This window comes from Tateyamaria sp. GN1-10, from assembly GCF_055693845.1.
In genome coordinates, this window is the sequence record NZ_JBVFUR010000004.1 from 2,565,663 (window position 1) to 2,592,170 (window position 26,508).

A 26,508-nucleotide genomic window follows, 5' to 3' on the forward strand; every position below is an offset into this window, starting at 1 on the left:
GGGTTTGTCCAATGCGCTGTTCTGTTTGGACTTAAAAAGGACGGCGTATCGGCTCCGCTCTGTGATTGCAGATGCCGCATATGGGCAAGATCGTGCGACATCAACCAGCCCCTAGGCTGTTTGCATTTCAGAATTGAGGAACGCCTCGGGGCTGTCGACCTCCTCCAATATCTGGCCCCGAATACACCAAAAGCGATTGCCCACATTTCGCAGAAAACGCCTGTCATGACTGACCAGAAGACAGGACGTATCGCGTATGATCAACTCGTTCTCCAATGCCTCCTGACCATCGATATCCAAATGGTTTGTGGGTTCATCCAGCAGGTAGAAGTTTGGATTTTGAAGGCGAAGAACCAGCATGACCAAGCGGGCTTTCTGCCCGCCGGACAAGGCACTTATTCGCGTATCTTGCATCTGGTAGCTGACGCCTGCGCCGGCCAACACGCCACGTGCGCGTTGATCGCCAATGTCGAATGTACGTGTCGCGGCACTCATGGGCGTGTCTCTGTCCGAAAGCTGGCTCAGATGCTGATCAGAATACGCCGCGACCGCAGATGCTGCGCATTTGATCTGTGTGCCTTCCCCGCCCAAAGAACGCGCAATCATCTTGACCAGTTGCGTTTTGCCCGAGCCATTCGCACCAAGCAGCACAACACGATCACCGGGTGAAATCCACTTCTTGCCGGTTTTGTACAGGAGCTGATCGTTTGGCGTTCTAACCTCGACATCATCAAGGGAAATCAGTGCTTTGGCGTGGGTCCCGCTGTTCGAAAGCTTGATGTCGCCTGCGTTTCTATTCTTGTGCGCAGGTCTTGCAGCGGTCTCTATTTTATCCGCCCGTTCGGTCAGTTGCTTTGTCTTGGTCAACAGCAAGTCAGAGCCGGAATTGATACCGACATTCTTTAACTTGGCTGCCTGTTTCCTTAGTTGCTGCGCCTTGTTCAGATCGTTGGCAAACCGACGGGTGTCCGCCATGTCGGCTTCTTCCAGCGCGGCGCGGGCAGCCGAGAACGGTTGCGTAAAAATACGTGACTGCTCGGGACGCAAGAACAGTGTGCAATTGGTTACAGCATCTAGAAATGCCCGATCATGCGAAGTCATCACAAGCGGCAGATCGCTGGGCAGCCCCGCCATCCAATTCTCGAGAACGGCAATACGGTGCAAGTCCAAGTGATTGGTCGGTTCATCGAGCAACAGCAAGCCAGGCTCGTTGACCCAGGTCGCGGCGAGCATCGCGATGCGCTGCCACCCACCGCTAAGCTCTGCAAGCAATCTGTGTTGAAACTCGTAAGGAACCGACAGTTCGTCCAACACCATATCGACACGCCAACTTTCATAATCTGCCTGTTCAGACGGAAGCGCGGCCAAGACCCAATCATAAATAGTGTATGACAGTGCCTCTGATGGAACGTCTTGCTTCACATAGCCAATGCGCAATCCGCGTGCGCGCGTGACCTCTCCGCTGGTTTGGTCAAATTCCCCGGCAAGGCAGGACAAAAGGGTCGATTTCCCGCTGCCGTTTTGCGCAACCAGACCGATCCGATTGCCCTTGGAAATTGTGAGGTTGAGGTTGGAAAAAGAGGATTGCCCAGCGTCACCGCCAGAGCATTTACTAGGAGAATAGCCATAGGAATCTCGGAACACAAAAAGGGTGCCGCAACGCGGCTTTGAGCAGACCGGTGGTGAGATTACCTGTGGTCGGCCCTGCAAACGAGTTTACAGGGCGAAACGGGGACCATGCTGAAGTCGGCGGATGATGCGCATGCTCAGCGTGTGCCCTCCTGTTGTGAATGTGAACCTTACGGTACAAATGCTAACGTCTGTTCGCGCATTTGGCAAATGCCCGCATTGGCCAGCGCAACAGTCAAAGAAAGACGAACAGTTCCGTATCAACCGTTTGCGTCAACAAACGCGGGCCATCCGGCTTGGCATCAAAATCGATGCGACCTAGTGTGTAAATGTGCGCTATTCGGCACCGCTGCATTGAGGCTGCTTATGGATATCAAAGACAAGACTATCGTCGTCACCGGTGCAGCCAGCGGCATAGGGCGCGCACTATGCCATGCTTTTGCAGATAAGGGTGCCAAACACATCGTTTGTGCTGATCGAGACATTATAGGCACGCAAGAAACTTCACATAAAATCAACGGGACGGCAGTCAAAGTTGATGTGTCAGACGAAGAGCAGATCAAATCCCTGATTGAAACCGCCGAAACAACCATCGGCCCGATCGACATTTTCTGCTCAAACGCGGGCGTTTTGGTCGAAGGCGGCACAGAAACGCCAAACGCGGACTGGCAACGTCTGTGGGACATCAACGTGATGGCACATGTCTGGGCCGCGCGGCACGTTGTTCCCCGCATGGCAGAGCGTGGTGAAGGTTATCTGTTAAACACTGCGTCGGCCGCTGGTCTTCTGAATCAGGTTGGATCCGCGCCATATGGTGTGACAAAACACGCAGCTGTGGGACTTGCGGAATGGTTGGCCATGACGCACGGCGACGAAGGCATCAAGGTATCGGTTTTGTGCCCGCAAGCCGTTCGCACAGCAATGACAGAAGGTCACGAAGACCATGTCGCTGCCATAGATGGAATGCTCGAACCTCAGGATGCCGCACGCGCTTGCATCGACGCCATCCAGGACGAAACATTTTTGGTTCTGCCCCATGCGAACGTACTGAAATACATGCAGCGCAAAGCGGCAGATTACGACCGTTGGATTGCTGGCATGCAGAAACTGAACCGCGCCTATAGTGGTTAACTTTTGGGTGTGATGGGCCGGATAAGCCCTTCTTGTGCGACCGACGCGACAAGCGTGCCGTTCTTGTCGTAGATCATGCCTCGGTTAAAGCCCCTGCCCTTGCCCGACCATGGGCTGTCCATGGTGTACAAGTGCCAGTCGCAGAATTCAGCAGGTGCATGGAACCACATGGCATGATCAAGACTGGCTGCCATGACACGGCCAGTGAACCAGGTTTGTCCGTGGCGCCGCAATGCCGTCCCCAATAGGTTCAGATCCGACGCATAGGCCAGAAGGCAATGTTGCAATTGCGAACTGATCCCGCGCGCCGCAGCCATGCGGAACCAAAGGTGACTGCGGTCATCCATCGGGTCCGGCGCGAAGAAATCACGCGGCGCAACCTCTCGGATATCAATCGGACGCGGGCGCAGGAACTCTTCATGGAACTTCTCAGGTATCCGATCCACCACGGCTTCGCGCAGCGTTGTACGGTCGGACAGGTGGTCCGGACCTTCTACATCCGGCATGGGGTGTTGATGCGACCAGCCGTCCTCATCCGCGTGAAAGGACGCAGACATGTTCAGGATCTGCCGCCCATGCTGGATTGCCACGACGCGCCGCGTCGTAAAGCTTCCGCCATCCCGCGCGCGATCAACCTGATAGATCACCGGGATGGACGGATCGCCTGGACGGATAAAGTAGGCATGTAACGAATGGCACAACCGGTCCTCGACTGTGCGATAAGCTGCCGCCAATGCCTGCCCGATCACCTGACCGCCAAAAATACGCGTGGGTGTCTCGCCACCCTGCCCGGTTCCACGGAACAAATCGACTTCAAGCCGCTCTACGGCGAGAAGGTCCAACAACGTCTGATGTGCATCTGTCATGGATTTTTTCCTGTCACATCAATGCGCCATGCACCAGCGCTTTGAGTTCAGCCCGCGCCGGGTAGCTGGAGGACGGGCTGAGTTGGGTGAAGAAGACGACGCTTACATCATGTACACGGTCGACCCAGAAGAACGTAGATGCCATACCACCCCAGCTGAAATCACCAATCGACGAAGGTACGCGGCTGCGGGCCGGGTCGATAACGACCGCACCGCCAATCCCAAACCCCATGCCGTCCATCGGTTGTTCGGCAAAGCTCGCGGGGCCAAGGCTGGCGATATCTCCGGGCAAATGGTTCGACATCATGAAATCGGCCGTCGACGGTGATATCAGCCCCTGCCCTCGGTTCCGCAAGCATTCGGCGAACGACATGTAATCGTCGATTGTCCCGACCAGGCCGCCGCCACCACTGAAACAGGTGGTGCGCTGGAACGGAGAGTTTGCAGCAGCATCAAAAAGCCTGAGCGAACTGTCACCGTTTGCGGCAGCGTTCAAGTCCATGGCATCCCCGGCCAGCGGAGTATACAGGCTGGCAAAACGGTCAAGCGTTCCATCCGAAACCGAGAACCCGGTGTCCCCCATACCCAGTGGATCCAGCACCCGTTCGCGAAAGACTTGATCAAGCGCTTGGCCGTTGACCACCTCGATCACTCGGCCAATGACATCGATGCCAACCGAATACTCCCAACGCCGCCCGGGCGAAAAAGCCAACGGCAGTTCGGCCAGCACGTCACATTGTTCGGCCAACGTGCCCGCTGTGGGTTTAAACAGCAAATCCTGCTCTGCCATCGCCTCTGGCAGAACACCCGGATTGAATGGGTAACTCAAACCAGATCGATGAGTGAGCAAGTGGTGCAAAGTGGGGGTGACACAGGGTTCGGTTTGCGACAGATCAACCGCCCCGGGTCGAAGGGCACGCATATCGGAAAACGCGGGTAGAAAACGGGACAGCGGCGCATCCAGATGCAGCAAGCCTTCTTCAACCAGCATCAGGAGGATCAGCGACGTGATCGGTTTGGTCATCGAATAGATGCGCGCCACAGTGTTCCGATCAAAAGCAGCCCCGGCTTCAAGATCCCGTACACCGGATTGAGCGTAACAAACTTCCTTTCCGTGTTGACGGATTAGGACAGACAAGCCTGCAAATCTCTGGTCGGATGTATAGCGATCTGCCCAATTCTGAACACGGGCAAGGCGGTGTGAATCTAGTGTCAGTGACATATCGCCACGATACGGGGCCTCGCTGCCTTGCCAAGACAAAAGACTGGGGGATAGCCTGAAACCAAGGGAGGATCTCAATGCTCAAGCTTTACTTTGCACCGCGCAGCCGGGCGATACGTGTGGCATGGCTGCTGGAGGAGATGGGCCTCGATTATGAGCTTGTGTCCTACGCCCTCGGCGATCCTGCCATGCGCAGCCCTGAATACCGCGCCGACATTCATCCCATGGGCCGCGTGCCGGTGCTGGTTGATGGCGATTTGCAGATCATGGAAAGCGGCGCGATCCTTGAATACCTGCTCGCACGCCATGGCGACGGTCGGTTTCGACCGGCTGAGAGCAGCGCGGATTATCCCAACTATTTGCAATGGCTGCATTACTCCGAGGGTATGCTGATGCCGCAGGTGAACAGCTATATGGTCGAAACATTCTTCTTGCCGCCCGAACGGCAGTCCAAAATCCATGCCAAACGCGCGAAAAAGCTGCTTGGACAGATGTTGGTGCCCGTGGATGCCGCTCTCGACCGACAGGATTATCTGGCAGGCGAGTTTTCCGCGGCTGACATCATGACAGGATCGGCGGCGATTACTGCAAAAGGTATTGGCATCGACATGTCTCAGATGCCGCAGTTGGCTCAGTACGTTGATCGACTGACGACACGGCCATCGTACGAAAAGGCGGTGGCACTTTAGTCAAAGGCCGCCGCGCCATCTAAACTGTTGGGGCGTTGCCCCTGGCCTGCCAACGCCCCTGCGGTATGTTCAGCCCTCAGAGACCTAGACTTCCAACCACTCTTTGCGGATGTCATCGCGCGCTTTCAACTCGGCTGGTGTGCCTTCAAACACGACCTGCCCATGTCCCATGACATAGACGCGGTGCGCGATATCCAAGGCGATGGACAGTTTTTGTTCGACGAGCAGTGTTGCAATCCCTCGTGTCGCAATCTCCTGCAGCAACTGCGCAACCCGTTGCACCATTTGCGGCGACAGACCTTCCGTCGGTTCGTCAATCATCACGAGGTCCGGATCGCCCATCAAAGTCCGACACATGGTCAGCATCTGCTGCTCGCCACCTGACAGCACAGACGCCTCGACATCAGCCCGGTGTGCAAGGTTTTCGAACATGTCGAACATGTCCTGCATCGACCAACGTCCCTGCCCATCCTTTTGACCGGGTTTGAGGCCCAGGATCAGGTTCTGACGGGTCGTGAGCCCCGGAAAGATATCTCGGTTTTCGGGCACGTACCCGATCCCGAGATTGGCAACCTCGTAGGCTTTCTTGCCCGCAATCTCCTGCCCGCGGAACTTGACCAAACCATGCGGTTCCACTTCCCCCATCACAGCCTTGCACGTGGTCGAGCGCCCCACCCCGTTTCGGCCCAGCAGCGCAACAATCTCTCCCTCGGCGATCTGGATATTAACGCCCTGAAGGATATGGGACTTGCCGTAATAGGCATGCAAGTCAGCAACATCGAGCATCAGTGCGTCTCCAATGCTTCGCCAAGGTACGCTTCCTGAACCTTGGTGTTTGCGCGAACGGCTTCAGGTGTGCCGGTCGCGATGATTTCGCCGTAGACCAATACCGATATCTGATCTGCAAGGCCAAAGACCACGCCCATATCATGCTCAACCATGATCAATGTCTTCCCCGTTGTCACGGTGCGGATCAAATCGACGATGTAGTCGGTTTCCGAATGGCTCATCCCGGCGGTGGGTTCGTCCAGCATGATCACATCTGCACCACCGGCTATCGTAATCCCGATCTCCAACGCGCGTTGCTCGGCGTAGCTGAGCACACCCGCGGGCAGATCGCGGCGGGCCGTCAGGTTGATCTGATCGAGGATTTCATCGGTCCCTTCCGTCAGTGCGCGGGAGCGCCCAACCATGGACCAGAAGTTATAGCGGTATCCCATGGACCACAGCAACGAACAGCGAACATTTTCAAACACTGTCATCTTGGGGAAGATGTTAGTGATCTGAAAACTGCGGGACAGACCCATACGGTTGATCTCGAAGGGCGCCTTGCCGGCGAGGTCCTGACCGTGAAGGCGGATGGTGCCCTCGGTCTGGGGAAAGCGGCCAGTGATCAAGTTGAACAGAGTCGATTTACCTGCCCCGTTGGGCCCGATGATCGCGTGTCGTTCACCCTTGCCGATGCTGAGGTCCACACCGCGAATGATCTCGGTTTGACCAAAGGACTTCTTGAGCCCGTCCAGTTCCAGCGCGGCGGTCATCGTGGGGCTCCATTAGGTGTGTTCGCATCATTCCAAGCCTCGGCCAGTGCCGGTGCCGTGGCGCGCGCCACGCCAAAGCCGATCAGAGTGACAGCGATCGCGACAATCCAAGGCAGCATGGTGTGGCTGTCGAATGTGATCCAATAAAGGGTCATGCTATGATCGCCCGCACTTGCATGACGCAGATGGAACGTCATCTCGATCAGTGCGGCGGCCCCCAAGCATCCAACGGCACCCGCCCCCAGCGTCTTGAGGTAGGGTATGCCCAGCCGACCCAGCTTGCCAAGGCGCATGGCTGGCACATGCATCATGATCAGCCCTGCGAGCCCACCGGGAAAAAACATCACCGTCACGACAAAGACGATGCCAAGATAAAACCCCCACAGTTCGGTTTGCAGGCTCAGCACGGTCTGCACCAAGGTGAACACTATGGCGCCCAGAATAGGTCCAAAGAAGAAACCGACACCGCCCAAGAAGGTGGCAAGCAGGATGAGCCCGGACTGCGTGGTGTTCAAGTTTTCTTCGGTCAATATCTCGTAGTTGACGGCAAAAAGCGCGCCCGCGACCCCTGCGAAAAAACCGGATGCGACAAAGGAAAAGAAGCGGACCCAGCGCGCGGAATAGCCCAGAAATTCGGCCCGCTCGGGGTTGTCGCGTACGGCGTTTGCCATACGGCCGAGCGGAGTGCGGGAGTAAAGATACATCAATGCAGCAGATATCAAGAGCCATGCAGCGATCAGGTAGTAGACCTCGATCTGTTGTAAAAATTCGACGCCGAAGAACGGCATGCCGTAAGTGCGGTCGCCCGATATCCCCTCTTCGCCGCCGAAAAAGGCGACGATGATGACGGAACAGGCCGCGATCAGCTCACCCACGCCAAGGGAGATCATGGCAAAAACTGTGCCCGCCTTGCGGGTCGAAAAGCTTCCGACGATGGTTGCCAGTCCCATACCCATGAGCCCGCCAAAGATGGGCAGAAGGGGCAGCGGGATACCGGCAAAGAAATCGTCCATGTTCATGATGTGAACACAGGCAAACCCACCGACACCGGCATAGACTGCGTGGCCGAAGGACAGCATACCGCCCTGCCCCAGCAGCATGTTATACGCAAGCGCGAAGATGATTGTGATGGCCATCTGGTTCATGATGGTTATGGCGGAGTTGGCCGTGAAAATGAACGGCAGAACCATGAGCAATACAGCTGCGATCCCCCATGGCATCAGTGGGATGATCATGGCACCGGCGCGCATCCGCTGTGCAGGTTTTTCCGGGTCTGTGGTGAACTGATCTGTCATGCGTCACGCTTTCCGAACAGGCCATAAGGACGGAAAATCAGGATCAAAACCATAAGGATGTACGGCAGGATGTCCGCAATCTGCGGGCTGGTGATCGACCATAAATCACGCCACGCGCTGTCCCAGATCGGTTCGGGTTTGGTAAAGCCTGCCCATGTGAGCAGGTCTTCCATCCGCAGGTTGTAAGCTTTGGAAAAGGTGGTGATCCAACCGATGAGCAAAGAAGCGACAAGCGCGCCCCAAAGCGAGCCCAGCCCGCCAATGACGATTGTGACGAAAACGATTGAGCCAAGGACAAAGGCCATACCCGGGAATGTGCCCAGCACGGGCCCTGCGATGACGCCAGCCACGCCAGCCAGCGCCGTACCGACGCCAAACACTCCCATGAAGATCAACGGCACATTGTGACCCAAAGCCTCGACCGTTTTGGGGTATGTCAGGGCGGCCTGTATAATCATGCCAACGCGTGTCCGCGTCAGGACGTAAAGCAATCCAATAAAGATCGCGATCGAAATGAAGATCATGAAGATCTTGTAGGCAGGGATGGAATTGCCCGCGATGGAGAACGCGGTGAATTGCAGGATTTCGGGCGTGGCATAGGGCATCTGGTTCTTGCCCCAGATGAACTGAACCACCTCTTCGATCAGCAACGCGAGTCCGAAGGTAAAGATTAGCTCTGGCACGTGGCCATATTGGTGCACACGCCTAAGCCCATAGCGTTCCACACCTGCTCCGAGCACACCAACAACAAGCGGCGCGATGAGCAAACCCATCCAGAAACCGATATACAGGCTGATCTGGAAGGCGAAATATGCGCCCAGCATGTAGAAACTGGCATGGGCAAAGTTGAGCACGCCCATCATGGAAAAGATCAGCGTCAGACCAGCCGACAGCATGAAAAGCAGCAGGCCGGTCACAAGTCCATCGATCAGATTGACGAGGATAAGGTCCATATCAGGCGTGATCCCAATGCCGCTTGCGCGACGCGATTTCTGTTTGAGAATGAGGGGTTCCACCCCTCAAACTCCCCGTGGTATTTTTGGTCAGAAGAAAAATGCGGGGCCGACGAAACGCGGCCCCACTGGATCAAGTTACGGGCGGCGCATCTTGCAGCTTGTGGGGCTGTCGGCCGCGGCCATCTCGACCGTTTTGACCACCTTTACGCCGAAGCCGGAATTGTCGTGGTCGTACACGACGTCATCAGTATGCTCCATGATGTGTACGTTCTGGATCAGCTGGTGATCGCTTTCGCGCATCATCAAATTGCCACCCCAAAGACTTTCGTGCTCCATTCCGGCAAGTGCATAGGCCACTGGAACAACGTCGTCGGCCGTACCGGCCTCGTTGATCGCCTTGGCCAACATCTCGATCACATTGGTGATGCGGGCCTGGCTCAAATTGCCATCTGGATACTTGGCCTTGAACGCCTGAATATATTCTGACGCAGTGTCATTTGGCGGTGGGTTCAACTGCCCCTCTGCCACGAGCCGCAAGCTGCCCACCCCGGCATCCCCGAAGGCTGCGGTGATCCCATCAGCTGCGGCGTAATATGTATAGATCGGGCCAGTAAATCCATTCTCCAGCACGGATTTGCCCAGGCCGACCATATCGGCACCCCAGTTGCCGGTAATGACGGCGTCCGCCTCAGAAGCGACGATCTTCCGACTGTAGGGGGTGAAATCCTTGACCTTTCCGATCGGGTGCAGCTCATTCCCGACGATTTCGATTTCAGGTGCCTTTTCGCCCAGGTACTTCACAGCAGCAGCTGCCACGGCCTTGCCGAAACTGTAGTCCTGACCGATGATATAGACCTTTTCGATGGCATCATTGCCGACAATGCTATCGGTCAGTGCATCCATCTTGATGTCCGCATTGGCGTCAAAACGGAAATGCCAGAAGTTGCACTTGTCGTTTGTCAGCGCCGGATCCACGGCAGAATAGTTTAGGAACAACACCCGGTCCTCCGGGTTGCGGCGGTTGTGCTTGTTGATCGCTTCTGTGAGAGCGTTGGCGACACCGGACGAGTTACCCTGCGCGATGTAGCGAATGCCCTGGTCAATTGCGACCTGCAATTGGATCAGGGATTCCTTGGGGCTGATCTTGTTGTCAAAGGCCACAATCTCGAACATGTCGCCGTCCAGAACGCCGCCCTTCTTGTTCACCAGCTCCTCGGCAGCGAATTCGTATTGATGCAAGCCGTTGGTGCCTGTCCCTGCAAATGGGCCAGACAAGGGGTCGATGAAAGCGATCTTGATCGTGTCAGCACCAGCGGCAAACGCGCTGGCGGCCAAAGTAAGGGCAGTGGTCAGCCCAAGCATGGTGGTAGTGCGCATGATGTTCCTCCCTAGGACGCGGACCGCCAGGGCGGCCTCTTTCGGGCCAGTTTACGAGGCGGGATAGGTCCAGCGTTGCACAGGTACAGGATAAGTCAAGCGTCTAGGTTGAATCCGGGCGCGCGATTGCCACACGTTAATAATTCTTGATGCATAGCTTTACAAGAGCGCGATAAGGCTATGTTATTGGTCACTTTCTAGGGCCTTCAATCCGTTGTCAGCAAACACAGGAACAAACGCGCCCAGTTGCATGGCACGTTCCGGGTTGGACGCATTTCCGTCAATGGCTCGTTTCAGCACCCCCTGAATGATCGCCCCCATGCGAAAAAAACAAAACGCGACGTAGAAACCGAACCGGTCGACGCGATCCAAACCCCGTCTTTCGCAATATGCCCCAACAAATTCTGCATCAGACGGCAGCCCCAAACTGGCGCGATCTACGCCCATCAATCCGCGGCCCTGTGGTCCGGCGGGCAACTGCCATTGCATGATGACCGATGCTAGATCTGCATAAGGGTGGCCGATTGTGCTTAGCTCCCAATCCAGCACCGCCAGACAACGCGTGCCTTCGGTTTCGAAAATCATGTTGTCGATGCGATAGTCACCATGCACCAGCGTACGCTGGCCATCATCTTCGGGCATGTCAGCGTCAAGTCGCTCAATCAAGCTGTTCATCGACGGGATATTCTGGGTTTCAGATGCGCGATACTGCTTTGTCCAGCGCCCAACCTGCCGCTCCAAATAGTGACCGGGAGGGCCATAATTCGACAGTCCGACCGCCTCGATATCAACCTCGTGCAGCGCGGCCAAAACGCGGTTCATATCTGTGATGATTGCCGACCGATCCTCATTGTTCACCCCGTCCATGGTCGGTCTCGTTGAAGTTCCTGCCTGCGACATGGTCCATCACGTAAAAGTCCGAACCGATGACGGATGGATCCTGGCATAAAACATGCATTTTCGCGACCGGCACGTCTGAACCATGTAGTGCCTTTTGCACCCGAAACTCTCGATCCACAGCATGAGCCGATTTCAAAAGTTGACCTGGAGGCTTGCGGCGCAGAACATAGTTCCCCGCATTCGTCTGCAAAAGAAAAGTTGGGTTGGATTGGCCCCCTGCGAACTTTGTCGCCTCGATGGCTTTGTCAAACCCTGGCAACTTGTCTTTGAGAAAGGCCGCCACGGCGGCTGTATCAAGCGTTTGGGTGTCCATCACAGTTTTCCTGAAAAATCCTGCGACAGTCGCGCCCCGGCTTCCGCATATTCGCTGGCGATCCTGTCGACAATTGCGGCTGCGGGTCCTATCGAGCTAACGGCCCCCACCCCCTGTCCAGAGCCCCAAATCGTCTTCCAGGCCTTGGGCTTTGACGACCCCGAAGAGAAGTTCATCGATGCCGCGTCTGCGGTGGGTAAGTTGTCGGGGTCCATACCAGCCGCCTCAACCGAACCACGCAGGTAATTGCCCCACACCCCAGTAAACAAAGAGGAATAGACGATATCCTCAGCGCCGGCGTCCACAATCATGTCCTTGTATCCCTGCACCGCGTTTGCTTCGTCTGTCGCAATAAAAGGCGAGCCGATATAGCCAAAATCGGCACCCAACGCGCGGGCCGCTAGCAATGCTTCACCCGTAGCGATGGCGCCAGATAGGGCCACTGGACCATCAAACCATTCGCGGATCTCGCGGATCAAGGCAAACGGCGATTGTTGGCCCGCGTGACCGCCCGCCCCCGCGGCGACAGCGACAAGACCATCGGCCCCCTTGTCGATCGCCTTGCGGGCAAACGTGTTGTTGATGATGTCATGCAGGACGACGCCTCCGCAGGAATGCGCGGCCTCGTTCACTTCGACCCGTGCGCCCAGTGACGTGATCCAGATTGGCACTTTGTGCCGGACGCAAATCTCCAGGTCGCGCTCCAGCCGTCCGTTCGACCTGTGCACAATCTGGTTGACGGCAAAGGGGGCAGCGGGTGTGTCGGGATTGGCCTGGTTGTGGCGGTCAAGCTCTTCTGAAATCTGGGTCAGCCATGCATCCAGCAGCGGCGGCTCGCCCTCATCTTCGCGTGCATTCAGCGCAGGGAACGATCCGACAATACCTGCCTTGCATTGAGCAATCACCAATTCGGGCACAGAGATGATGAACAACGGGGCTGCGATCATTGGAATGCGCAAGCCCTGCAACGCATTTGGCAACCTGTCCTGCTGTGTCATTTGTTTATCCATCGCCCAGCCTGTTGTTTCCCCAAAAGATCTCGACCGCTCAAAGATGTGGTGCTCAAAGTACCTCGAACAGACCAGCCGCGCCCATGCCGCCACCAACACACATGGTGCACACCACATGTTTGGCTCCGCGCCGCTTGCCTTCGATCAAAGCATGGCCGACCATCCGCGCACCCGACATGCCGTAGGGATGCCCGATCGAGATGGCACCGCCGTTCACATTCAACAGCTCATCCGGAATGCCAAGCGTGTCCCGGCAATACAGCACCTGAACGGCAAAGGCCTCGTTCAACTCCCACAGACCGATGTCGTCCATCGTGACCCCATGCGCCTCAAGCAGGCGCGGCACCGCAAAGACCGGGCCAATACCCATCTCGTCCGGCTCACAACCTGCAGCCATCACACCGACACACCGACCAAGCGGGGCCAGCCCCTTCTTTTCGGCCAGCGACGCCTCCATCACGACGGCCGCTGACGCACCATCAGACAGCTGCGACGCGTTTCCGGCTGTGATGTACTCACCTTGCGTTACGTTAATACCATTTGAAAACACAGGTTTGAGACCCGCAACATTTTCATATGTAGTTCCGGGGCGATTGCCCTCGTCCTTGTCTAGGGTGACTTCATGCTCCGAAATCGCCTTGGTTTCCTTGTCCTGAAACTTCATCACCGTTGTGATGGGCACGATCTCGTCCGCAAACTTGCCAGCCTCTTGGGCGGCGGCGGTGCGGGCCTGGGACTGTACCGCGTAGCGGTCTTGGGCTGCGCGGCTAATGCCATACCGATCAGCGACAGTTTCTGCCGTTTCCAGCATGGTCATGTAGATTTCCGGCTTATTCGCCTTAAGCCAGGGGTCGCCATGCGCGCGCATTTCAGGGGTCTGAACCATCGACACAGATTCGACCCCACCGCCAATGACCACATCCATCCCATCGTGCACCACCTGCTTGGAGGCCGTCGCAATGGCCATCATGCCGGACGCACATTGCCGGTCCACACTCATGCCTGCCACTGTCACAGGCAGTCCGGCCCGAATGGCCGCCTGCCGCGCAATGTTGCTGGCAGTGTGCCCCTGCTGCAGCGCCGCCCCAAGGATCACGTCCTGCACTTCGCCCCCCTCTATACCAGCGCGTTTGACCGCATGTTCGATCGCGTGCGCTGAAAGGGCCTGGGGCGTCGTCGCGTTGAACGCCCCACGATACGCTTTGCCGATGGGGGTACGAGCGGTAGAGACGATGACAGCGTCGCGCATTTATCTGGTCCTTGCTTGGTTTAGGAGAATTGGACCCGGGCGCTTCCCCGGCCCCCGGAGTTTACTTGGCAAGATGAAGGAGCATTGCCCGCTACCAGTCAAGATCGACCCCTTTGGCCTTCGCTGCCCGCAACGCGTATTTGCGGGTTTGTGCAAAAGCGTTTTCCAATGGTTCGGCGCCTGAAGGATCGGTGATTTCAGACCATGCAGCGGCAACCGCCTCAGGCGTGATGTCACCTCCGATCAACGTGCCCTGGGTTTCAGTGATTTGAGTTACCGCGAACGTACCTCCTCCCGCTGACAGGATCGTGCGGCTTGGGGCATCCCGACTGACAAGATGCAGCACACCGGGTGTGATTGTTCCTGGCTGAAGCAGATCAAGCGCCACCTGCGGCAGCAGCCCCTCGGTCATTGCGGTTGCGGCAGTGGGGGCCAGGGTGTTCACCCGGATGTCGTCCCGCGCGCCTTCAAGGTGCAGCACATTCATCAAACCAACCATACCGGCCTTGGCCGCCCCATAGTTGGACTGACCAAAATTGCCATAAAGCCCTGAACCGGACGCCGTCAGCACGATGCGCCCATATCCTTGGCTGCGCATGATCCGCCAAACCGCGTGGCAGCACTGCGCTGTTCCTATCAAGTGCACATCGATCACCTTGGCGAAGTCATCCATGTCCATCTTGGCAAAGGTCTTGTCCCGCAGAATGCCGGCGTTGTTGATCAGGATGTCGATCCGCCCCCAGCGATCCATGACCTGCGCAACCATATCACTGACAGCGCCCGCATCTGAGACGTCTGCCGCGATGGCCATGGCCTGCCCGCCCGCCGCTTCAATTTCCGAAACCACTGAAGAGGCGTCGCCCATATCATTTACAACGACACCCGCACCGCGCTCAGCCAGCCCCAGAGCATGGGAGCGGCCTAAGCCTGCTCCGGCGCCAGTCACAATAGCAACCTGATCGTCGAAGCGGATCATCCCTCCAGCGCCGCACGGAACAGGTTTGGCCCTGACATGACCTGAATCCCCCCGGACACCGGCAGGATTGCACCTGTCAAATAGGCACCGCCCTGCCCGCACAGGAATTGCATGCAACCAGCAATATCCTCATCTCGGCCGACGCGCCCCAGCGGCACATCCGCACCAACCTTGTTGCGCATATCTTCGTCAGCCGTGGTGAAAGCGGTCATCTTGCTGACAAATGGGCCCGGTGCCAGCGCGTTCACGGTCACATGATGCCCAGCCAGCTCCTTGGCCATGATCTTGGTCATATGCAGCACCGCCGCCTTGGACGCGGCATAGGAATACGCCCCATCGCCCAGTGGCGCATCGCCCATGACCGACCCCACGTTGACAACGCGCGCCGGGTCATCGGCAGTCGCACTCTTGATCAGTATCGGCAACAGACTTTGCGTAAGGTGAAACAGCCCCGCCACGTTGACATTCATGACCTTTTCCCACGCCTGATGTGGGAACTGTCCCATGGGTGCGCCCCAGGTGACACCGGAATTGTTCATGAGGATATGCAGCTTGTCGGTGCGCTTGGACACCTCGGCGACCAGCGCTGCAATTCCTTCTTCACTGCCGACGTCCCCTGCAAACCCTTCGGCGGAACCCTGCGCATCTATGGCGTTCAGCTCCGCTGCCACCGCCTCACAGGCGTCACCCTTTCGGCTTGCAATCAGAACACGGGCCCCCGCCATCATCAGGCCGGTGGCAGCCATCCGCCCAATGCCAGTCGCACCGCCGGTGACCAGAGCCACCTTTCCATCCAATGAAAAAAGGGTTTTGGGATCCATGGCTCTCTCCTCCGATCTGCGGGCTACCGTAACGTCGCCCGGTCCACGGCTTTACAGCCGCGCCTCCTCAACTGCAGGATGTGACAAAGGCAGGCACATTGCACCCCTGCCGTAACGTCATGGGTGGGAGGACCCGATATGCACGCCATGCTCAGCACCGCACCCGGTGGCCCTGAAACGCTGGAATGGACCGGACAGCCAACTCCCGAACCAAAGAAGGGAGAAGTGCGGATCGCGGTGAAGGCTGCGGGCGTCAACTTCCCCGACACATTGATCATTCGCGATCTTTATCAGGTCAAACCTCCACGCCCCTTTGCCCCCGGCGGCGAGGTGTCCGGTGTCGTCGAAGCGCTGGGTGATGGCGTGTCGCATCTGGCGGTCGGCGACCGTGTTCTGGCCATGACCAGCTTTGGTGGTTTCACCACCCACCTCTGTGCCCCCGTAACATCTTGTGTGAAAATTCCGGACGACATGCCGTTTGATCAGGCCGCGTGCTTCATTTTCACATACGGTACGTCCCACTACGCGTTGAAAAACCGAGGGGAGTTGAAGGAAGGCGAGACTCTTCTCATTCTTGGCGCGGCTGGTGGCGTTGGTGCGGCAGCCATCGAGCTTGGCAAAGCGGCAGGTGCCCGTGTGATCGCCGCTGTGAGTTCACAGGAAAAAGCGCAGTTTTGCCGCGATCTGGGCGCTGACGATGCAATCATTTACCCGCGCGAGATGGACCGCGACGCGCAAAAGGCCCTTTCGGCCGAGATCAAGAGAGTTGCAGGCTCAGAAGGTGTGCACGTGGCCTATGACGCCGTGGGAGGCGACTATGCCGAACCGGTGATCCGCTCGATGGCTTGGGGCGGCCGGTTCCTGGTCGTTGGGTTTCCGGCCGGTATTCCGGCCATCCCGTTGAATCTAACCCTGTTGAAATCGTGTCAGATCGTCGGCGTGTTCTGGGGCGCATCAATCTATCGCGATCCCAAGGGCCATATGCAGAACATCACGGAACTCTTTGAAATGTATGAAAAAGGGAAAATAAAGCCGCACATCTCTGCCAGTTTCCCAATGCAGGACGCGGCCAAAGCACTGGAGTTGATCGCCGACCGCAAGGTGCAAGGCAAGGTCGTGCTTACAAACGACTAGAGGTGGTCCAGGTGCTGCGTTTCATTGAAACCCCGGACGATCATACGTTCGCCATGGATCACAAGGCGGCTGATCGACCCGTTGGCAGCGCCAAGGAATGCAAAGGGCTCAGAACCTGTTGCCATCGCAAGAGCTGCACCGATCACGCCGCCATGGACAAATACCGCGACGCGCTGGTTCGCGTGCGCTGCCGCGACACCCAACAAACCTCTGCGCACCCGGCCAAAAAACGCATCACGCGTCTCTGCCCCGGGAATCGGCGACCAATCCTGCGTGTCCCTGACACGTTGATAGATCGGGTCTCCCTCCGCCGCCTTGATGCGATACAAGCCACCATCCCAGTCACCAAGGTTCACCTCATGCAAATCGGGGTTCTCTATCGGGGTCATATTCAAATGTTGCGCCAACGGTGCGGCCGTTTGATGTGTACGCATCAACTTCGTCACGTAAAGCGCTGCAAAAATTTCACCTTTCAGACGCTCACCAACAGCCGACGCCTGCCGCTCGCCCTGCGGATGCAAAGGCGGGTCACCGCTGCTATCCTTCATCGGAAAACTCACGCCGGAACGCGCTGGCGCGCTTTCCCCATGCCGTATCAGAAACAAGTCAGCCGCTCCCTCGGGCGGCGCGTAAACGGGTTGGCGGTATTCTTTCGTCATGCCCCCTCATACACAGGAGCCATACTATGACCAACCGCCAGATTGTCGTCGCTAGCCTGCCTCAGGGTGCACTTGGCCCTGAACACTTCGAGCTACAGGAGGCGGCAATGTCCGCGCTACAGGATGGCGAAGTGCTCCTGCGCACCATCCTGATGAGCATCGACGCCGCCAACCGGTCGTGGATGCAAGGCGCAACCTACCGCGACGCGGTGAATGCGGGCGACCCAATGCCCACCTACTCCATCTGCGAGGTGATGGAGAGTAAATCGCCCCGCCTCGCCCCCGGCGACATTGTCGCAGCAGAGAGTGTTTGGGCCGACCATGTCATCCGCCCTGCCCACAAGTTGCAAAAACTGCCAAAGATCCAGCCGCTCAGCCACCTGCTGAGCGTTTATGGTATTGCAGGCAAGACAGCATTCCACGGTCTGATGCAGATTGGTCAACCTTTGGCTGGCGAAACCATCGTGGTGAGCGCTGCCGCAGGATCCGTTGGTGGTTATGTTGGTCAGATCGGCAAGGCCCTTGGCTGCCGCGTCGTCGGAATCGCCGGAGGACCGGAGAAATGCGCATTTGTCACAGACAATCTCGGTTTCGACGCCTGCATCGACTACCGGGCGGGCGGCGTGTTCAAAGCCCTCAAGGCAGCTTGTCCGAATGGCATCGATGTTTATTTCGATAATGTGGGCGGAGACATTCTTGAAGCCACATTGGCCCTCATGAACGAACGTGGTCGCGTTGTATGCTGTGGCGCAATCAGCCAGTATGACACGACCAATCCAACCGGCCCCCGCAACCTGCCCGGCGTTGTTGTTGTCAAACGCTTGCGTATGGAGGGGTTCATCGTCATGGACTTTGCCCAGGATGACGCCAAAGCAACACGCACTTTGCAAGCCTGGGTCCAGCAAGGCAAGATCAAGGTCACCGAGGATATCGTCGAAGGGCTGGAAAACGCTCCCCAAGCGCTGATCGGCCTTTTGAACGGGGACAACACTGGCAAGCGCATGGTGCGTGTGGGCGCAGATCCATGAGTATCGACGCAGCGCTGGATACCCTGTCGCAACAGATCGGGACCGAAGTTGGTGTTTCAAACTGGATCACGGTCGATCAGCCAATGATCGACCAGTTTGCCGTCACAACGCATGATGATCAGTGGATTCATGTCGACCCGGCGCGGGCCAAGGGAACACCTTTTGGCAGCACAATTGCCCACGGCTTTCTGACACTCAGCCTGGCGTCGCGTTTCGCATATGATTGCTTTCCTCTCATGCCTGGGCAGGTCATGGGAATAAATTATGGCTTCAATCGCCTGCGATTCCTCGCCGTTGTAAAGCCCGGTAACCGGTTGCGAGGACGTTTCACACTCAACGACGTTCAAAAGCGGAACGAAAGTGAACTGTTGCGCACCATGGCACTGACAATCGAAATAGATGGCTCAGAAACGCCTGCACTTGTTGCAGAATGGCTTGGACTGGCGGTGTTTGACGCATCGGCATAAAGCTGCACTGGACAGATGTGGGGCAGAATGGATAACACCGTCATAAATCTAAGGTTTTTCCCATGACTTCTGTTCTGGTCCTCAACGGTCCCAATCTGAACCTGCTCGGCACGCGTCAGCCAGAGATTTATGGTGCAACCACATTGCCTGAGGTCGAGCAGCTGTGCCGTGATCACGGGGCGAAGAACGGGTATGACGTCATATGCGCGCAATCCAATCACGAAGGTGCACTTGTTGACGCGATTCATGCCGCAAAGGGCACGCATGACGGGATTGTTCTGAATGCGGGCGCTTACACGCACACGTCCATCGCGCTGCATGATGCGATCCTTGGAACCGAAGTGCCGGTCGTCGAACTGCATCTCAGCAACATCCATGCGCGCGAAACCTTTCGCCATCACAGCTATATTGCGCCGGTGGCCATAGGCATGATTTGCGGCATTGGCGTTGCAGGCTATACTCTGGCTCTGGACGCGTTGATAGGACACCTTGGGGGGCGGACTTGAAAAGCTATCTGCACAGGCTGTCAAACTGTCAAACCATAGAGGAACTATGGGAAGCCCATTCGCGCAAGATGGCCGAATACGGGTTTGACAGATTGATCTATGGCTTTACCCGCTACCGCTCCGGCAATTCGCTGGGTGATCCCGAAGATTTCATCATCCTCACAAACCACGACCGCGCCTACACGGATACATTTCTGGGCGAACAGCATTATGTCCACGCCCCCATGGTCAACTGGGCTTTGAACAACGAAGGGGCGTGCAGCTGGGGTATCCTTGGGCAAATGCAATCCTCTGAAACGCTGAGCAAGTCAGAACAGCGCGTGCTTGAATTCAACTATTCCATGGGTGTGACTGTGGGATACACGATCAGCTTCAAGTCGGTCTCGGCCCGTTCAAAAGGTGCAATTGCCCTGACCGCGCGTGAGGGCATGACGCAGGAAGAAGTCGATGCCGTGTGGGCCCAACATGGGCGCGACATTCACCTTATGAACAATGTGGCGCACCTTAAGATTCTTACCCTGCCCTATACGGCACCCAATCGATCCCTGACAAAACGCCAGCGCGAAGCTCTGGAATGGGTCGGTGACGGCAAAACCATGCAGGATATTGCAGTTCTGATGGGGCTGACATCGGCGACGGTGGAAAAACATCTTCGCCTTGCACGGGAGGCGCTGGCGGTGGAAACCACAGCCCAAGCCGTCCTGAAGGCGGCATTCGCAAATCAGATGTTTATCCTCGAAGCATAATGGCTCATTCCGCGCGACTGATGTATCTGAGCCATCCGCAGGTTCTGATAGATCCCGACGTACCGATCACCGAGTGGTCACTGAACGATGTAGGCCAAGCGCGGATCAACGCACTCGCCCAAATTGCTCACGATAGGCTGAAGGGCACGCACTCGGTTTTTTCCAGCCCCGAGCGCAAAGCACGTGACGCAGCACACCCACTTGCTTCTGCCTTGGGACTGGACGTCATCATCGCCGAAGACAGCTACGAAAATGACCGTTCTGCCACAGGCTACTTGCCCCCAATCGAGTTCGAAACCACTGCGGACACATTCTTTGCCAACCCCACGCAGTCAATCCGGGGCTGGGAAAGCGCGCAAGATGCCCAAGATCGCATTCTGACCAGCGTGCAAAACATGGCGCGGTCGGCGCCGCCTGGGGACATCCTGGTCGTAGGACACGGTGCGGTTGGCGCGCTTCTGTATTGCGCTTGCGCCAATACACCAATCAGCCGTGACCATGATCAAGGCCCCGGAGGAGGTGGCAACGTGATGGTTTTTGACCGCGCGAATCTGCAGGTCCGATCGCACTGGCAGCCTTTGGAACAAGCCTTCGAAATCTGATCAAATGCGGTCGTTCGGTTATTTTCTGTGTATGACTGCCCAAAAAAGATACAAAAACACAACTCAGAGACGAGCTGGTGAAATTTTTGACCATTGGGTAAGGAATCCCCCACTTTGCTAACACGTCGTAAATTTGGCATTGTAGGCGTGTTCCGTGAGTGGTGGCTTTAGCCAGGGAACAGCGAAACGGACCTCTCGCGATTACGAGGGCACTGCGTTTCGACCGGATCTTCCGGACCCGGCTCGCCTGTGTATTTTTCAGCAGGTGGGTCGGACTTTGTAGCGTCCACGTGTCTCATCCCCGTGGCCAAGGACGCCGACAAACGGGCGGGATTGCGACCCCAAACGCGATCTCGCCCACCTTTGCCTTCAGAGCACCAATGAATCCGTCGCTGAACGGATGGCCCGGACCATCTCTTTGTCCAAGGCGGAATGGGTCGTGCCATCCAGCACCCGCAAGGTCGCCGCCGGCCAAACTTGATCCAATTCCCACGGCGCGCGCAACGGGCAAGACGGATCAAACCGGCTGTGGATCATGGTACACGGGACGTGCGCGATGGTCCCGACATTCCGCAGCAATTGATCGTCGTCCATCCAAGCCCCATGGGCAAAATAATGCGTAACGATCCGCGCAAACCCCAGCCGAAAGGACGGGTCGGAATAACGGGACTCCGGTGCGTGAATATCACCACCAAAGATCCCGGTCTCCCACTGGCACCATGCATCCGCAGCCGACTGCGCACGGACAGGATCCTGCAACAGCTCAGCATAGGCACGTATACGCTCCACCGTCGCCTCGGGGGCCATGCTCACCTCCGGCACGGCTGCACAAAACTCCTTGTATGCTTCGGGGAACATGTTCCCCACATCCCCATACAACCAACGCAAGTCTCGCTCCGCCGTTGTTGCCACCCCCGCCAGAACCAGCGCCCGCACGCGCGTGGGATGGGCCTGTGCATAGGCCAAAGCCAACATCGACCCCCATGATCCGCCAAACAGCACCCAAGCATCCACGCCCAGATGGACACGCAGCATTTCGATGTCGGCAATCAGATGCTGTGTCGTGTTGGCGTCCAAAGCGTCCAGCGTTTCGGAGGCAAGAGGCGTTGACCGACCACAACCGCGCTGATCCAGCAGGGTCACGCGGTATCGCGACAGATCAAACAGATCATAGTGTCCCGGCTTGCAGCCAGATCCGGGCCCACCATGCAACACAAGGGCATCTGCGCCCTGCCCGGCCTGTTCAAACCACAGCCGGTGACCATCGCCCACATCCAGCATAAACATCCCCTCCAACGCAAAACGGCACGCCACAATGGGCGCGCCGTTTCACATTCAATGCAAGGGAAAGATTAGCCCTGAGCTGCTTTCGCAACCTCAGCTGCAAAGTCTTCCTTTTCGACTTCGATGCCTTCGCCCACTTCCAGACGGGCAAAGCCGGTGATGGTTGCGCCCGCTTCCTTGGCAGCCGCCTCGACCGTCAGGTCGGGGTTCACAACAAAGGACTGGTTCAGCAAGGTTGATTCGGCGACGAATTTCTTCATCCGGCCCACGATCATCTTCTCGATGACCTGCTCAGGCTTGCCGCTTTCACGTGCAATATCCATCTGAACCTGCTTTTCTTTCTCGACCACGGCAGTATCCATGTCGGCCTCGGACAAAGCTGCAGGGTTTACAGCCGCGATGTGCATCGCAACCTGCTTGCCGAACGCTTCGTCGCCGCCGTCCATGGCGACCAGAACACCGATTTTACCCATGCCGGCAGTTGCCGCGTTGTGGACATAGGACACAACTGTACCGCCGGAAATCTTGGCCATGCGGCGGACCGACATGTTCTCGCCAATGGTTGCGATCTTGTCAGTCACGACGTCTGCAACGGACTTGCCACCCATGTCGGCAGCAGCAAGTGCTTCAACACCGTCCACGCCCAAAGCGGCGGTGGCGATGCCGGACACCATTTCCTGGAATTCAGCGTTCTTGCCAACAAAGTCGGTTTCCGAGTTCACTTCAACCGCAACGCCAGTGCCACCGTCGACAACAACGGCCACCAGACCTTCGGCAGCCGTCCGGCCCGATTTCTTGGCGGCTTTCGCCAAGCCCTTGGTGCGCAGCCAGTCAACAGCGGCTTCCATGTCACCACCGGTTTCGGTCAGCGCTTTTTTCGCGTCCATCATGCCTGCGCCGGTGCTGTCGCGCAGTTCTTTCACCAATGCTGCTGTGATTGCCATCTCTTGGCTCTCCTCAAATGGGTGTGGGTTGCGGCAGGCCTTAGCCCGCCGCACATGTCAGTTGTGTGACGCTTCAGCTTTCTGCAGGCGCTTCAGCAGCAGGCACTTCAGCAGCGGGTTCCTCTGCGGGGGCCTCTTCGGCGACAGCTTCCTCAACCGGTGCTTCTTCCATCGCACCCAGATCAACGCCGGCTGCACCCAGTTGGGCGCTCATGCCGTCAAGGGCTGCGCGCGATGCCAGATCGCAATACAGCGCAATGGCACGGGCCGCGTCGTCGTTGCCGGGGATGATATAGTCCACACCATCGGGCGAGCAGTTGGTGTCGACCACAGCCACAACCGGGATACCCAGCTTGTTGGCTTCCGCGACGGCCAGCGCTTCTTTCTTGACGTCGATGACGAACAGCAGATCAGGACGACCACCCATCTCGCGGATACCACCCAGCGAGGCTTGAAGTTTGCCCTGGTCACGTTCCATGCCCAGACGCTCTTTCTTCGTCAGACCTTCAAAACCGTTCTCGGACTGCTCATCGATCGACTTCAGGCGGTTGATCGATTTCGACACGGTCTGCCAGTTGGTTAGCGTGCCACCCAGCCAGCGGTGGTTCATGTAGTACTGCGCGCATTTCTCGGCTGCATCCGCAATGGGCTGTGCCGCTTGACGCTTGGTGCCAACGAACAGAACGCTGCCGCCTTTTGCGACAGTGTCGCGGACAGCTTGCAGGGCCTGATCCAGCATCGGAACAGTCTGCGTCAGGTCCATGATGTGGATGCCGTTGCGCGCGCCATAAATGAAGGGCGACATGCGCGGGTTCCAGCGCTGTGTCTGGTGACCAAAGTGTACGCCTGCTTCAAGCAGCTGACGCATGGAGAACTCGGGAAGAGCCATGTGCTTTATCCTTTTCCGGTTTTCGCCTTGCCCGGGGTATCAGCGCGGATGCGCCAACCGGTGGACATCTGGGGATGTCTCCCCCATCTGCCCGCCCCGAACTGCGGAGTTAGTGCGCGCCGATTATGCCAAGCGCTCTGAAATGGCAAGCCCCATTCGACACCATCCACGCCCGGCTGCACAATTGCGAGCACACCAGTTACAGGCGACTGGATTGGTATCGCGCGCAAGCGCGTCCTTTGGATCAAATAAGCACAAGATCTGGTGCGCAAGAGCCGTCTTGCCATAGTGTGGTGCATCCCCGGTGTACGGGGGGTGCACAGGAGGTGTACGAGGGGTGACAGGCCACGCGCGCAACAAAAGGTTAAACTCCGGTCTCGTCGCTTACCGCCTGTTCACCCGCTGCAAGCGCATGACTGGCGCGTACCGCCACCTCCGCCGCCGCCGCCAAAGCCTTGCGATCCGCAAAGTCGGACACACGCAAGGGCGCGTGATAGATCACCTCCACCCGTCCATGTCGCGGCAATGCAAGCGTTGCCAAAAGGTGTGTGCCGAATTCCATGTCACCCCACCAGCCATAGGTCCTAGCATCACGACGTTGCGGCGCATGGTACACCACCGTGACCGGCTGTACGGACAGATGTGGGCGCAGATCTTCAGCGAAGAATGACGCGAACAAGGTCGTCTTGAACGGCAAAACACGCAAACCGTCTGTACTGGTGCCTTCGGGGAAAAACAAAAGCCTTTGACCGGCCAGCAACCGCTCTTGGAACAACTCCGTTTGCACCTTGGCCGCGCGTGGATCGCGAGCAATGAACAACGTGCCTGTTGCGCGGGCCAGCGTACCGATACCGGGCCATCCCGCCACTTCTGATTTCGACACGAAGTAGATACGGTCGGCCGCGTTTAGAACAAAGATGTCCAACCAGGAGGAGTGGTTGGCCACGATAGCGCCCCGCCCCTTCATCGGTTTGCCAGTGCGGATGTAGGACAGCCCAAGCCAGAACATGGACAAGCGGCACACCACCTGCGTGATCCAGGGCGTCCAAGGGCGCGTCAACCCAAAGAACGGCCTTTCGATCAAACGCAAAGGCAGGAGCAACGCCAATCCGATGAGAATGATCAAAACGATACCCGCGCCTCGCCAAAGAATGCGCAGCACCGCGGTCGGACCACGCACCACATGGTCAGGCGGCGGTGCACCGTCCCATGTCATGTTCATGAAACTGCTCCATAAATCCGCCTCTGACGGTCCGACATAGCAGCAGTGTCCATGATCAGGCACACATCTGTCGTGTTGAAGGCATGATCGACATAGGCCCCCTCCCCCACGACACCGCCAAGGCGCAGATAGGCTTTGATCAAGGCAGGCATATCTACCATTGCCGCGCGTCTGTCGATCTGATCTTCGGATATCAGATCCATAGAGGCGGCGTGCGGTGCCCGGGCCGTCACGCGCAGCGGTTCGGGTGCAAGGTGACGGTGATATAGGAGCGACAGAGGTTGCGCAATGGCTCGTGGATTGGTGCCGTGGAACGACGCGACGCCAAACATGATGTCAATCTGATGCTCCGCCACGTAAGCGGCAAGACCATTCCAAAGATGATACAGCGCCGCCCCTCCGCGATAGTCTTTGTGGACGCAAGATCGACCTAGCTCCAGCAATCTCCGCCCCGTCGCGCGCAAGGGTGCCAGATCATACTCATCTTCGGAGTAGAATTGCCCCGCTGCCTCGGCCTGTTCGACGCGCAGCATGCGGTAAACGGCAACAACCTGTCCCACCGCATCATCGTACAGAACAAGATGATCAAAAAAGGGATCGAAGCGATCACGCTCAAGGCCGGCATGATGGTCCACCATCGCGCCACCACCGCCCAGTTCGCGCACGAAAACATCGTAACGCAAGGCCTGCGCTGCCCGCAGGTCCGCCGGGTCGTCCACAAGGCTCACACGAAATTCTGGGTCTTTGGTCAGGCTCATCGCGGGCGGTGTATCGGCATATCTTGAAAAAGGGTAGAGATTGACGACGCGTGCGACCAGAGGTTGCAATGCGTTAAGGTTTTAGAAAGGATGTTCAAGCATCAAAGACCGGGATCAAAGCAATACGCGTTCCATCGATCACCACCTTGCCCTCATTGGGAAAATTCACGGTGACCTTGGCGCCGATGTTGCTTTGGACCTGCCCAATACCCCACTCATCGTACTGGGGATGACGCACCAACATGCCGGGAGCCAGAATGGCATTCAGATTTTCCATGTCCGGGCCTTTACAAC

The 26,508-nt window shown here is 57.4% G+C and carries 27 protein-coding genes and 1 pseudogene; 8 read left to right on the forward strand and 20 right to left on the reverse strand.

What is annotated here, in order from left to right; translation table 11 throughout:
• Positions 1 to 111: 111 nt before the first annotated feature.
• On the reverse strand, positions 112 to 1,644 hold the full coding sequence (locus ACZ1HN_RS14580) for an ABC-F family ATP-binding cassette domain-containing protein (RefSeq protein ID WP_472728029.1): 1,533 nt from the start codon (positions 1,642 to 1,644) through the stop codon (positions 112 to 114).
• A 351-nt stretch (positions 1,645 to 1,995) separates the two neighbouring features.
• Here ACZ1HN_RS14580 and ACZ1HN_RS14585 point away from each other — a divergent pair, with 351 nt between their 5' ends.
• The gene (locus ACZ1HN_RS14585; protein ID WP_472728030.1) at positions 1,996 to 2,760 is read left to right on the forward strand and encodes an SDR family oxidoreductase; all 765 of its coding nucleotides are present in this window, start codon (positions 1,996 to 1,998) and stop codon (positions 2,758 to 2,760) included.
• Here ACZ1HN_RS14585 and ACZ1HN_RS14590 read toward each other — a convergent pair.
• Positions 2,757 to 3,626, reverse strand: coding sequence for an acyl-CoA thioesterase (locus tag ACZ1HN_RS14590; protein ID WP_472728031.1), 870 nt, complete (start codon positions 3,624 to 3,626; stop codon positions 2,757 to 2,759). The genes ACZ1HN_RS14585 and ACZ1HN_RS14590 overlap by 4 nt on opposite strands.
• A gap of 13 nt (positions 3,627 to 3,639) precedes the next feature.
• Positions 3,640 to 4,848 (reverse strand): serine hydrolase domain-containing protein, encoded by a 1,209-nt coding sequence (locus ACZ1HN_RS14595; RefSeq protein ID WP_472728032.1) that lies wholly within the window; start codon positions 4,846 to 4,848, stop codon positions 3,640 to 3,642.
• 77 nt (positions 4,849 to 4,925) lie between these two features.
• Between ACZ1HN_RS14595 and ACZ1HN_RS14600 the strand changes: the two genes are divergently transcribed.
• On the forward strand, positions 4,926 to 5,537 hold the full coding sequence (locus ACZ1HN_RS14600) for a glutathione S-transferase family protein (protein ID WP_472728033.1): 612 nt from the start codon (positions 4,926 to 4,928) through the stop codon (positions 5,535 to 5,537).
• An 84-nt stretch (positions 5,538 to 5,621) separates the two neighbouring features.
• On the opposite strand, the gene ACZ1HN_RS14605 is transcribed toward ACZ1HN_RS14600, so the two are convergent.
• The 10 genes and pseudogenes from ACZ1HN_RS14605 to ACZ1HN_RS14650 all read right to left on the reverse strand — a co-directional run bounded on the left by ACZ1HN_RS14605 (position 5,622) and on the right by ACZ1HN_RS14650 (position 15,975).
• On the reverse strand, positions 5,622 to 6,326 hold the full coding sequence (locus ACZ1HN_RS14605) for an ABC transporter ATP-binding protein (protein WP_472729331.1): 705 nt from the start codon (positions 6,324 to 6,326) through the stop codon (positions 5,622 to 5,624).
• The gene (locus ACZ1HN_RS14610; protein WP_472728034.1) at positions 6,323 to 7,078 is read right to left on the reverse strand and encodes an ABC transporter ATP-binding protein; all 756 of its coding nucleotides are present in this window, start codon (positions 7,076 to 7,078) and stop codon (positions 6,323 to 6,325) included. Before ACZ1HN_RS14610 ends, ACZ1HN_RS14605 begins: the two co-directional genes overlap by 4 nt.
• Entirely contained in the window at positions 7,075 to 8,373 is a 1,299-nt protein-coding gene (locus ACZ1HN_RS14615) for a branched-chain amino acid ABC transporter permease (RefSeq protein ID WP_472728035.1), read from the reverse strand. The genes ACZ1HN_RS14610 and ACZ1HN_RS14615 overlap by 4 nt, the downstream gene beginning before the upstream one ends.
• On the reverse strand, positions 8,370 to 9,389 hold the full coding sequence (locus ACZ1HN_RS14620) for a branched-chain amino acid ABC transporter permease (RefSeq protein WP_299596509.1): 1,020 nt from the start codon (positions 9,387 to 9,389) through the stop codon (positions 8,370 to 8,372). Before ACZ1HN_RS14620 ends, ACZ1HN_RS14615 begins: the two co-directional genes overlap by 4 nt.
• 75 nt (positions 9,390 to 9,464) lie before the next feature.
• Positions 9,465 to 10,706, reverse strand: a complete 1,242-nt coding sequence (locus ACZ1HN_RS14625) for a branched-chain amino acid ABC transporter substrate-binding protein (protein WP_472728036.1) — start codon at positions 10,704 to 10,706, stop codon at positions 9,465 to 9,467.
• A 183-nt stretch (positions 10,707 to 10,889) separates the two neighbouring features.
• Positions 10,890 to 11,919, reverse strand: a pseudogene (locus ACZ1HN_RS14630) (phosphotransferase family protein).
• A complete protein-coding gene (locus tag ACZ1HN_RS14635) occupies positions 11,919 to 12,917 on the reverse strand; it encodes an NAD(P)H-dependent flavin oxidoreductase (protein WP_472728037.1) in 999 nt (332 codons plus the stop codon). The pseudogene ACZ1HN_RS14630 and the gene ACZ1HN_RS14635 overlap by 1 nt, the downstream one beginning before the upstream one ends.
• 64 nt (positions 12,918 to 12,981) lie before the next feature.
• Positions 12,982 to 14,178 carry an acetyl-CoA C-acyltransferase gene (locus ACZ1HN_RS14640; RefSeq protein ID WP_472728038.1) on the reverse strand — a complete coding sequence of 399 codons (1,197 nt, stop codon included), beginning with the start codon at positions 14,176 to 14,178 and terminating at the stop codon, positions 12,982 to 12,984.
• Positions 14,179 to 14,269: 91 nt separating this feature from the next.
• The gene (locus ACZ1HN_RS14645; protein WP_472728039.1) at positions 14,270 to 15,154 is read right to left on the reverse strand and encodes an SDR family NAD(P)-dependent oxidoreductase; all 885 of its coding nucleotides are present in this window, start codon (positions 15,152 to 15,154) and stop codon (positions 14,270 to 14,272) included.
• Complete coding sequence (locus ACZ1HN_RS14650) at positions 15,151 to 15,975, reverse strand: SDR family NAD(P)-dependent oxidoreductase (RefSeq protein ID WP_472728040.1); 825 nt, start codon at positions 15,973 to 15,975, stop codon at positions 15,151 to 15,153. The genes ACZ1HN_RS14645 and ACZ1HN_RS14650 overlap by 4 nt, the downstream gene beginning before the upstream one ends.
• 138 nt (positions 15,976 to 16,113) lie before the next feature.
• Between ACZ1HN_RS14650 and ACZ1HN_RS14655 the strand changes: the two genes are divergently transcribed.
• On the forward strand, positions 16,114 to 17,109 hold the full coding sequence (locus tag ACZ1HN_RS14655; protein ID WP_472728041.1) for an NADPH:quinone oxidoreductase family protein: 996 nt from the start codon (positions 16,114 to 16,116) through the stop codon (positions 17,107 to 17,109).
• Here the strand turns inward: ACZ1HN_RS14655 and ACZ1HN_RS14660 are convergent.
• Positions 17,106 to 17,768: a histidine phosphatase family protein gene (locus ACZ1HN_RS14660; RefSeq protein WP_472728042.1), complete on the reverse strand. Its 663-nt coding sequence runs from the start codon at positions 17,766 to 17,768 to the stop codon at positions 17,106 to 17,108. The genes ACZ1HN_RS14655 and ACZ1HN_RS14660 overlap by 4 nt on opposite strands.
• Positions 17,769 to 17,794: 26 nt before the next feature.
• Between ACZ1HN_RS14660 and ACZ1HN_RS14665 the strand changes: the two genes are divergently transcribed.
• The 5 genes from ACZ1HN_RS14665 (at position 17,795) to ACZ1HN_RS14685 (ending at position 21,117) form a co-directional block, all read left to right on the forward strand.
• The gene (locus ACZ1HN_RS14665; RefSeq protein WP_472728043.1) at positions 17,795 to 18,796 is read left to right on the forward strand and encodes an NADP-dependent oxidoreductase; all 1,002 of its coding nucleotides are present in this window, start codon (positions 17,795 to 17,797) and stop codon (positions 18,794 to 18,796) included.
• On the forward strand, positions 18,793 to 19,263 hold the full coding sequence (locus ACZ1HN_RS14670; protein WP_472728044.1) for a MaoC family dehydratase: 471 nt from the start codon (positions 18,793 to 18,795) through the stop codon (positions 19,261 to 19,263). Before ACZ1HN_RS14665 ends, ACZ1HN_RS14670 begins: the two co-directional genes overlap by 4 nt.
• A gap of 62 nt (positions 19,264 to 19,325) precedes the next feature.
• On the forward strand, positions 19,326 to 19,769 hold the full coding sequence (gene aroQ / locus ACZ1HN_RS14675; protein WP_472728045.1) for a type II 3-dehydroquinate dehydratase: 444 nt from the start codon (positions 19,326 to 19,328) through the stop codon (positions 19,767 to 19,769).
• Positions 19,766 to 20,515 (forward strand): LuxR family transcriptional regulator, encoded by a 750-nt coding sequence (locus ACZ1HN_RS14680; RefSeq protein WP_472728046.1) that lies wholly within the window; start codon positions 19,766 to 19,768, stop codon positions 20,513 to 20,515. Before aroQ ends, ACZ1HN_RS14680 begins: the two co-directional genes overlap by 4 nt.
• Positions 20,515 to 21,117: a histidine phosphatase family protein gene (locus ACZ1HN_RS14685; protein WP_472728047.1), complete on the forward strand. Its 603-nt coding sequence runs from the start codon at positions 20,515 to 20,517 to the stop codon at positions 21,115 to 21,117. The genes ACZ1HN_RS14680 and ACZ1HN_RS14685 overlap by 1 nt, the downstream gene beginning before the upstream one ends.
• A gap of 369 nt (positions 21,118 to 21,486) precedes the next feature.
• Here ACZ1HN_RS14685 and pip read toward each other — a convergent pair whose 3' ends face one another.
• From pip to ACZ1HN_RS14715, 6 genes are all read right to left on the reverse strand, one after another.
• Positions 21,487 to 22,398, reverse strand: a complete 912-nt coding sequence (gene pip / locus ACZ1HN_RS14690) for a prolyl aminopeptidase (RefSeq protein ID WP_472728048.1) — start codon at positions 22,396 to 22,398, stop codon at positions 21,487 to 21,489.
• Between the two features lie 71 nt (positions 22,399 to 22,469).
• Positions 22,470 to 23,345, reverse strand: a complete 876-nt coding sequence (gene tsf / locus ACZ1HN_RS14695) for a translation elongation factor Ts (RefSeq protein ID WP_299197475.1) — start codon at positions 23,343 to 23,345, stop codon at positions 22,470 to 22,472.
• Positions 23,346 to 23,418: 73 nt separating this feature from the next.
• A complete protein-coding gene (gene rpsB / locus ACZ1HN_RS14700; RefSeq protein WP_472728049.1) occupies positions 23,419 to 24,234 on the reverse strand; it encodes a 30S ribosomal protein S2 in 816 nt (271 codons plus the stop codon).
• Positions 24,235 to 24,598: 364 nt separating this feature from the next.
• Positions 24,599 to 25,456 (reverse strand): lyso-ornithine lipid O-acyltransferase, encoded by an 858-nt coding sequence (olsA, locus tag ACZ1HN_RS14705; RefSeq protein ID WP_472728050.1) that lies wholly within the window; start codon positions 25,454 to 25,456, stop codon positions 24,599 to 24,601.
• A complete protein-coding gene (olsB, locus tag ACZ1HN_RS14710; protein ID WP_472728051.1) occupies positions 25,453 to 26,214 on the reverse strand; it encodes an L-ornithine N(alpha)-acyltransferase in 762 nt (253 codons plus the stop codon). Before olsB ends, olsA begins: the two co-directional genes overlap by 4 nt.
• A gap of 94 nt (positions 26,215 to 26,308) precedes the next feature.
• Complete coding sequence (locus tag ACZ1HN_RS14715; protein ID WP_472728052.1) at positions 26,309 to 26,491, reverse strand: DUF3553 domain-containing protein; 183 nt, start codon at positions 26,489 to 26,491, stop codon at positions 26,309 to 26,311.
• Positions 26,492 to 26,508: the final 17 nt, after the last annotated feature.

Bases quoted from the DNA above. Each gene is read 5' to 3' on its own strand.
- ACZ1HN_RS14655 (WP_472728041.1), top strand. From the start codon at position 16,114: ATGCACGCCATGCTCAGCACCGCACCCGGTGGCCCTGAAACGCTGGAA.
- ACZ1HN_RS14625 (WP_472728036.1), bottom strand. From the start codon at position 10,706: ATGCGCACTACCACCATGCTTGGGCTGACCACTGCCCTTACTTTGGCC.
- ACZ1HN_RS14650 (WP_472728040.1), bottom strand. From the start codon at position 15,975: ATGGATCCCAAAACCCTTTTTTCATTGGATGGAAAGGTGGCTCTGGTC.
- ACZ1HN_RS14585 (WP_472728030.1), top strand. From the start codon at position 1,996: ATGGATATCAAAGACAAGACTATCGTCGTCACCGGTGCAGCCAGCGGC.
- ACZ1HN_RS14640 (WP_472728038.1), bottom strand. From the start codon at position 14,178: ATGCGCGACGCTGTCATCGTCTCTACCGCTCGTACCCCCATCGGCAAA.
- pip (WP_472728048.1), bottom strand. From the start codon at position 22,398: ATGCTGGATGTGGGCGATGGTCACCGGCTGTGGTTTGAACAGGCCGGG.
- ACZ1HN_RS14600 (WP_472728033.1), top strand. From the start codon at position 4,926: ATGCTCAAGCTTTACTTTGCACCGCGCAGCCGGGCGATACGTGTGGCA.
- ACZ1HN_RS14715 (WP_472728052.1), bottom strand. From the start codon at position 26,491: ATGGAAAATCTGAATGCCATTCTGGCTCCCGGCATGTTGGTGCGTCAT.
- ACZ1HN_RS14645 (WP_472728039.1), bottom strand. From the start codon at position 15,154: ATGATCCGCTTCGACGATCAGGTTGCTATTGTGACTGGCGCCGGAGCA.
- ACZ1HN_RS14685 (WP_472728047.1), top strand. From the start codon at position 20,515: ATGGCTCATTCCGCGCGACTGATGTATCTGAGCCATCCGCAGGTTCTG.
- ACZ1HN_RS14595 (WP_472728032.1), bottom strand. From the start codon at position 4,848: ATGTCACTGACACTAGATTCACACCGCCTTGCCCGTGTTCAGAATTGG.
- ACZ1HN_RS14635 (WP_472728037.1), bottom strand. From the start codon at position 12,917: ATGACACAGCAGGACAGGTTGCCAAATGCGTTGCAGGGCTTGCGCATT.
- ACZ1HN_RS14610 (WP_472728034.1), bottom strand. From the start codon at position 7,078: ATGACCGCCGCGCTGGAACTGGACGGGCTCAAGAAGTCCTTTGGTCAA.
- olsA (WP_472728050.1), bottom strand. From the start codon at position 25,456: ATGAACATGACATGGGACGGTGCACCGCCGCCTGACCATGTGGTGCGT.
- ACZ1HN_RS14590 (WP_472728031.1), bottom strand. From the start codon at position 3,626: ATGACAGATGCACATCAGACGTTGTTGGACCTTCTCGCCGTAGAGCGG.
- aroQ (WP_472728045.1), top strand. From the start codon at position 19,326: ATGACTTCTGTTCTGGTCCTCAACGGTCCCAATCTGAACCTGCTCGGC.
- ACZ1HN_RS14615 (WP_472728035.1), bottom strand. From the start codon at position 8,373: ATGACAGATCAGTTCACCACAGACCCGGAAAAACCTGCACAGCGGATG.
- ACZ1HN_RS14660 (WP_472728042.1), bottom strand. From the start codon at position 17,768: ATGACGAAAGAATACCGCCAACCCGTTTACGCGCCGCCCGAGGGAGCG.
- olsB (WP_472728051.1), bottom strand. From the start codon at position 26,214: ATGAGCCTGACCAAAGACCCAGAATTTCGTGTGAGCCTTGTGGACGAC.
- tsf (WP_299197475.1), bottom strand. From the start codon at position 23,345: ATGGCAATCACAGCAGCATTGGTGAAAGAACTGCGCGACAGCACCGGC.
- rpsB (WP_472728049.1), bottom strand. From the start codon at position 24,234: ATGGCTCTTCCCGAGTTCTCCATGCGTCAGCTGCTTGAAGCAGGCGTA.
- ACZ1HN_RS14670 (WP_472728044.1), top strand. From the start codon at position 18,793: ATGAGTATCGACGCAGCGCTGGATACCCTGTCGCAACAGATCGGGACC.
- ACZ1HN_RS14665 (WP_472728043.1), top strand. From the start codon at position 17,795: ATGACCAACCGCCAGATTGTCGTCGCTAGCCTGCCTCAGGGTGCACTT.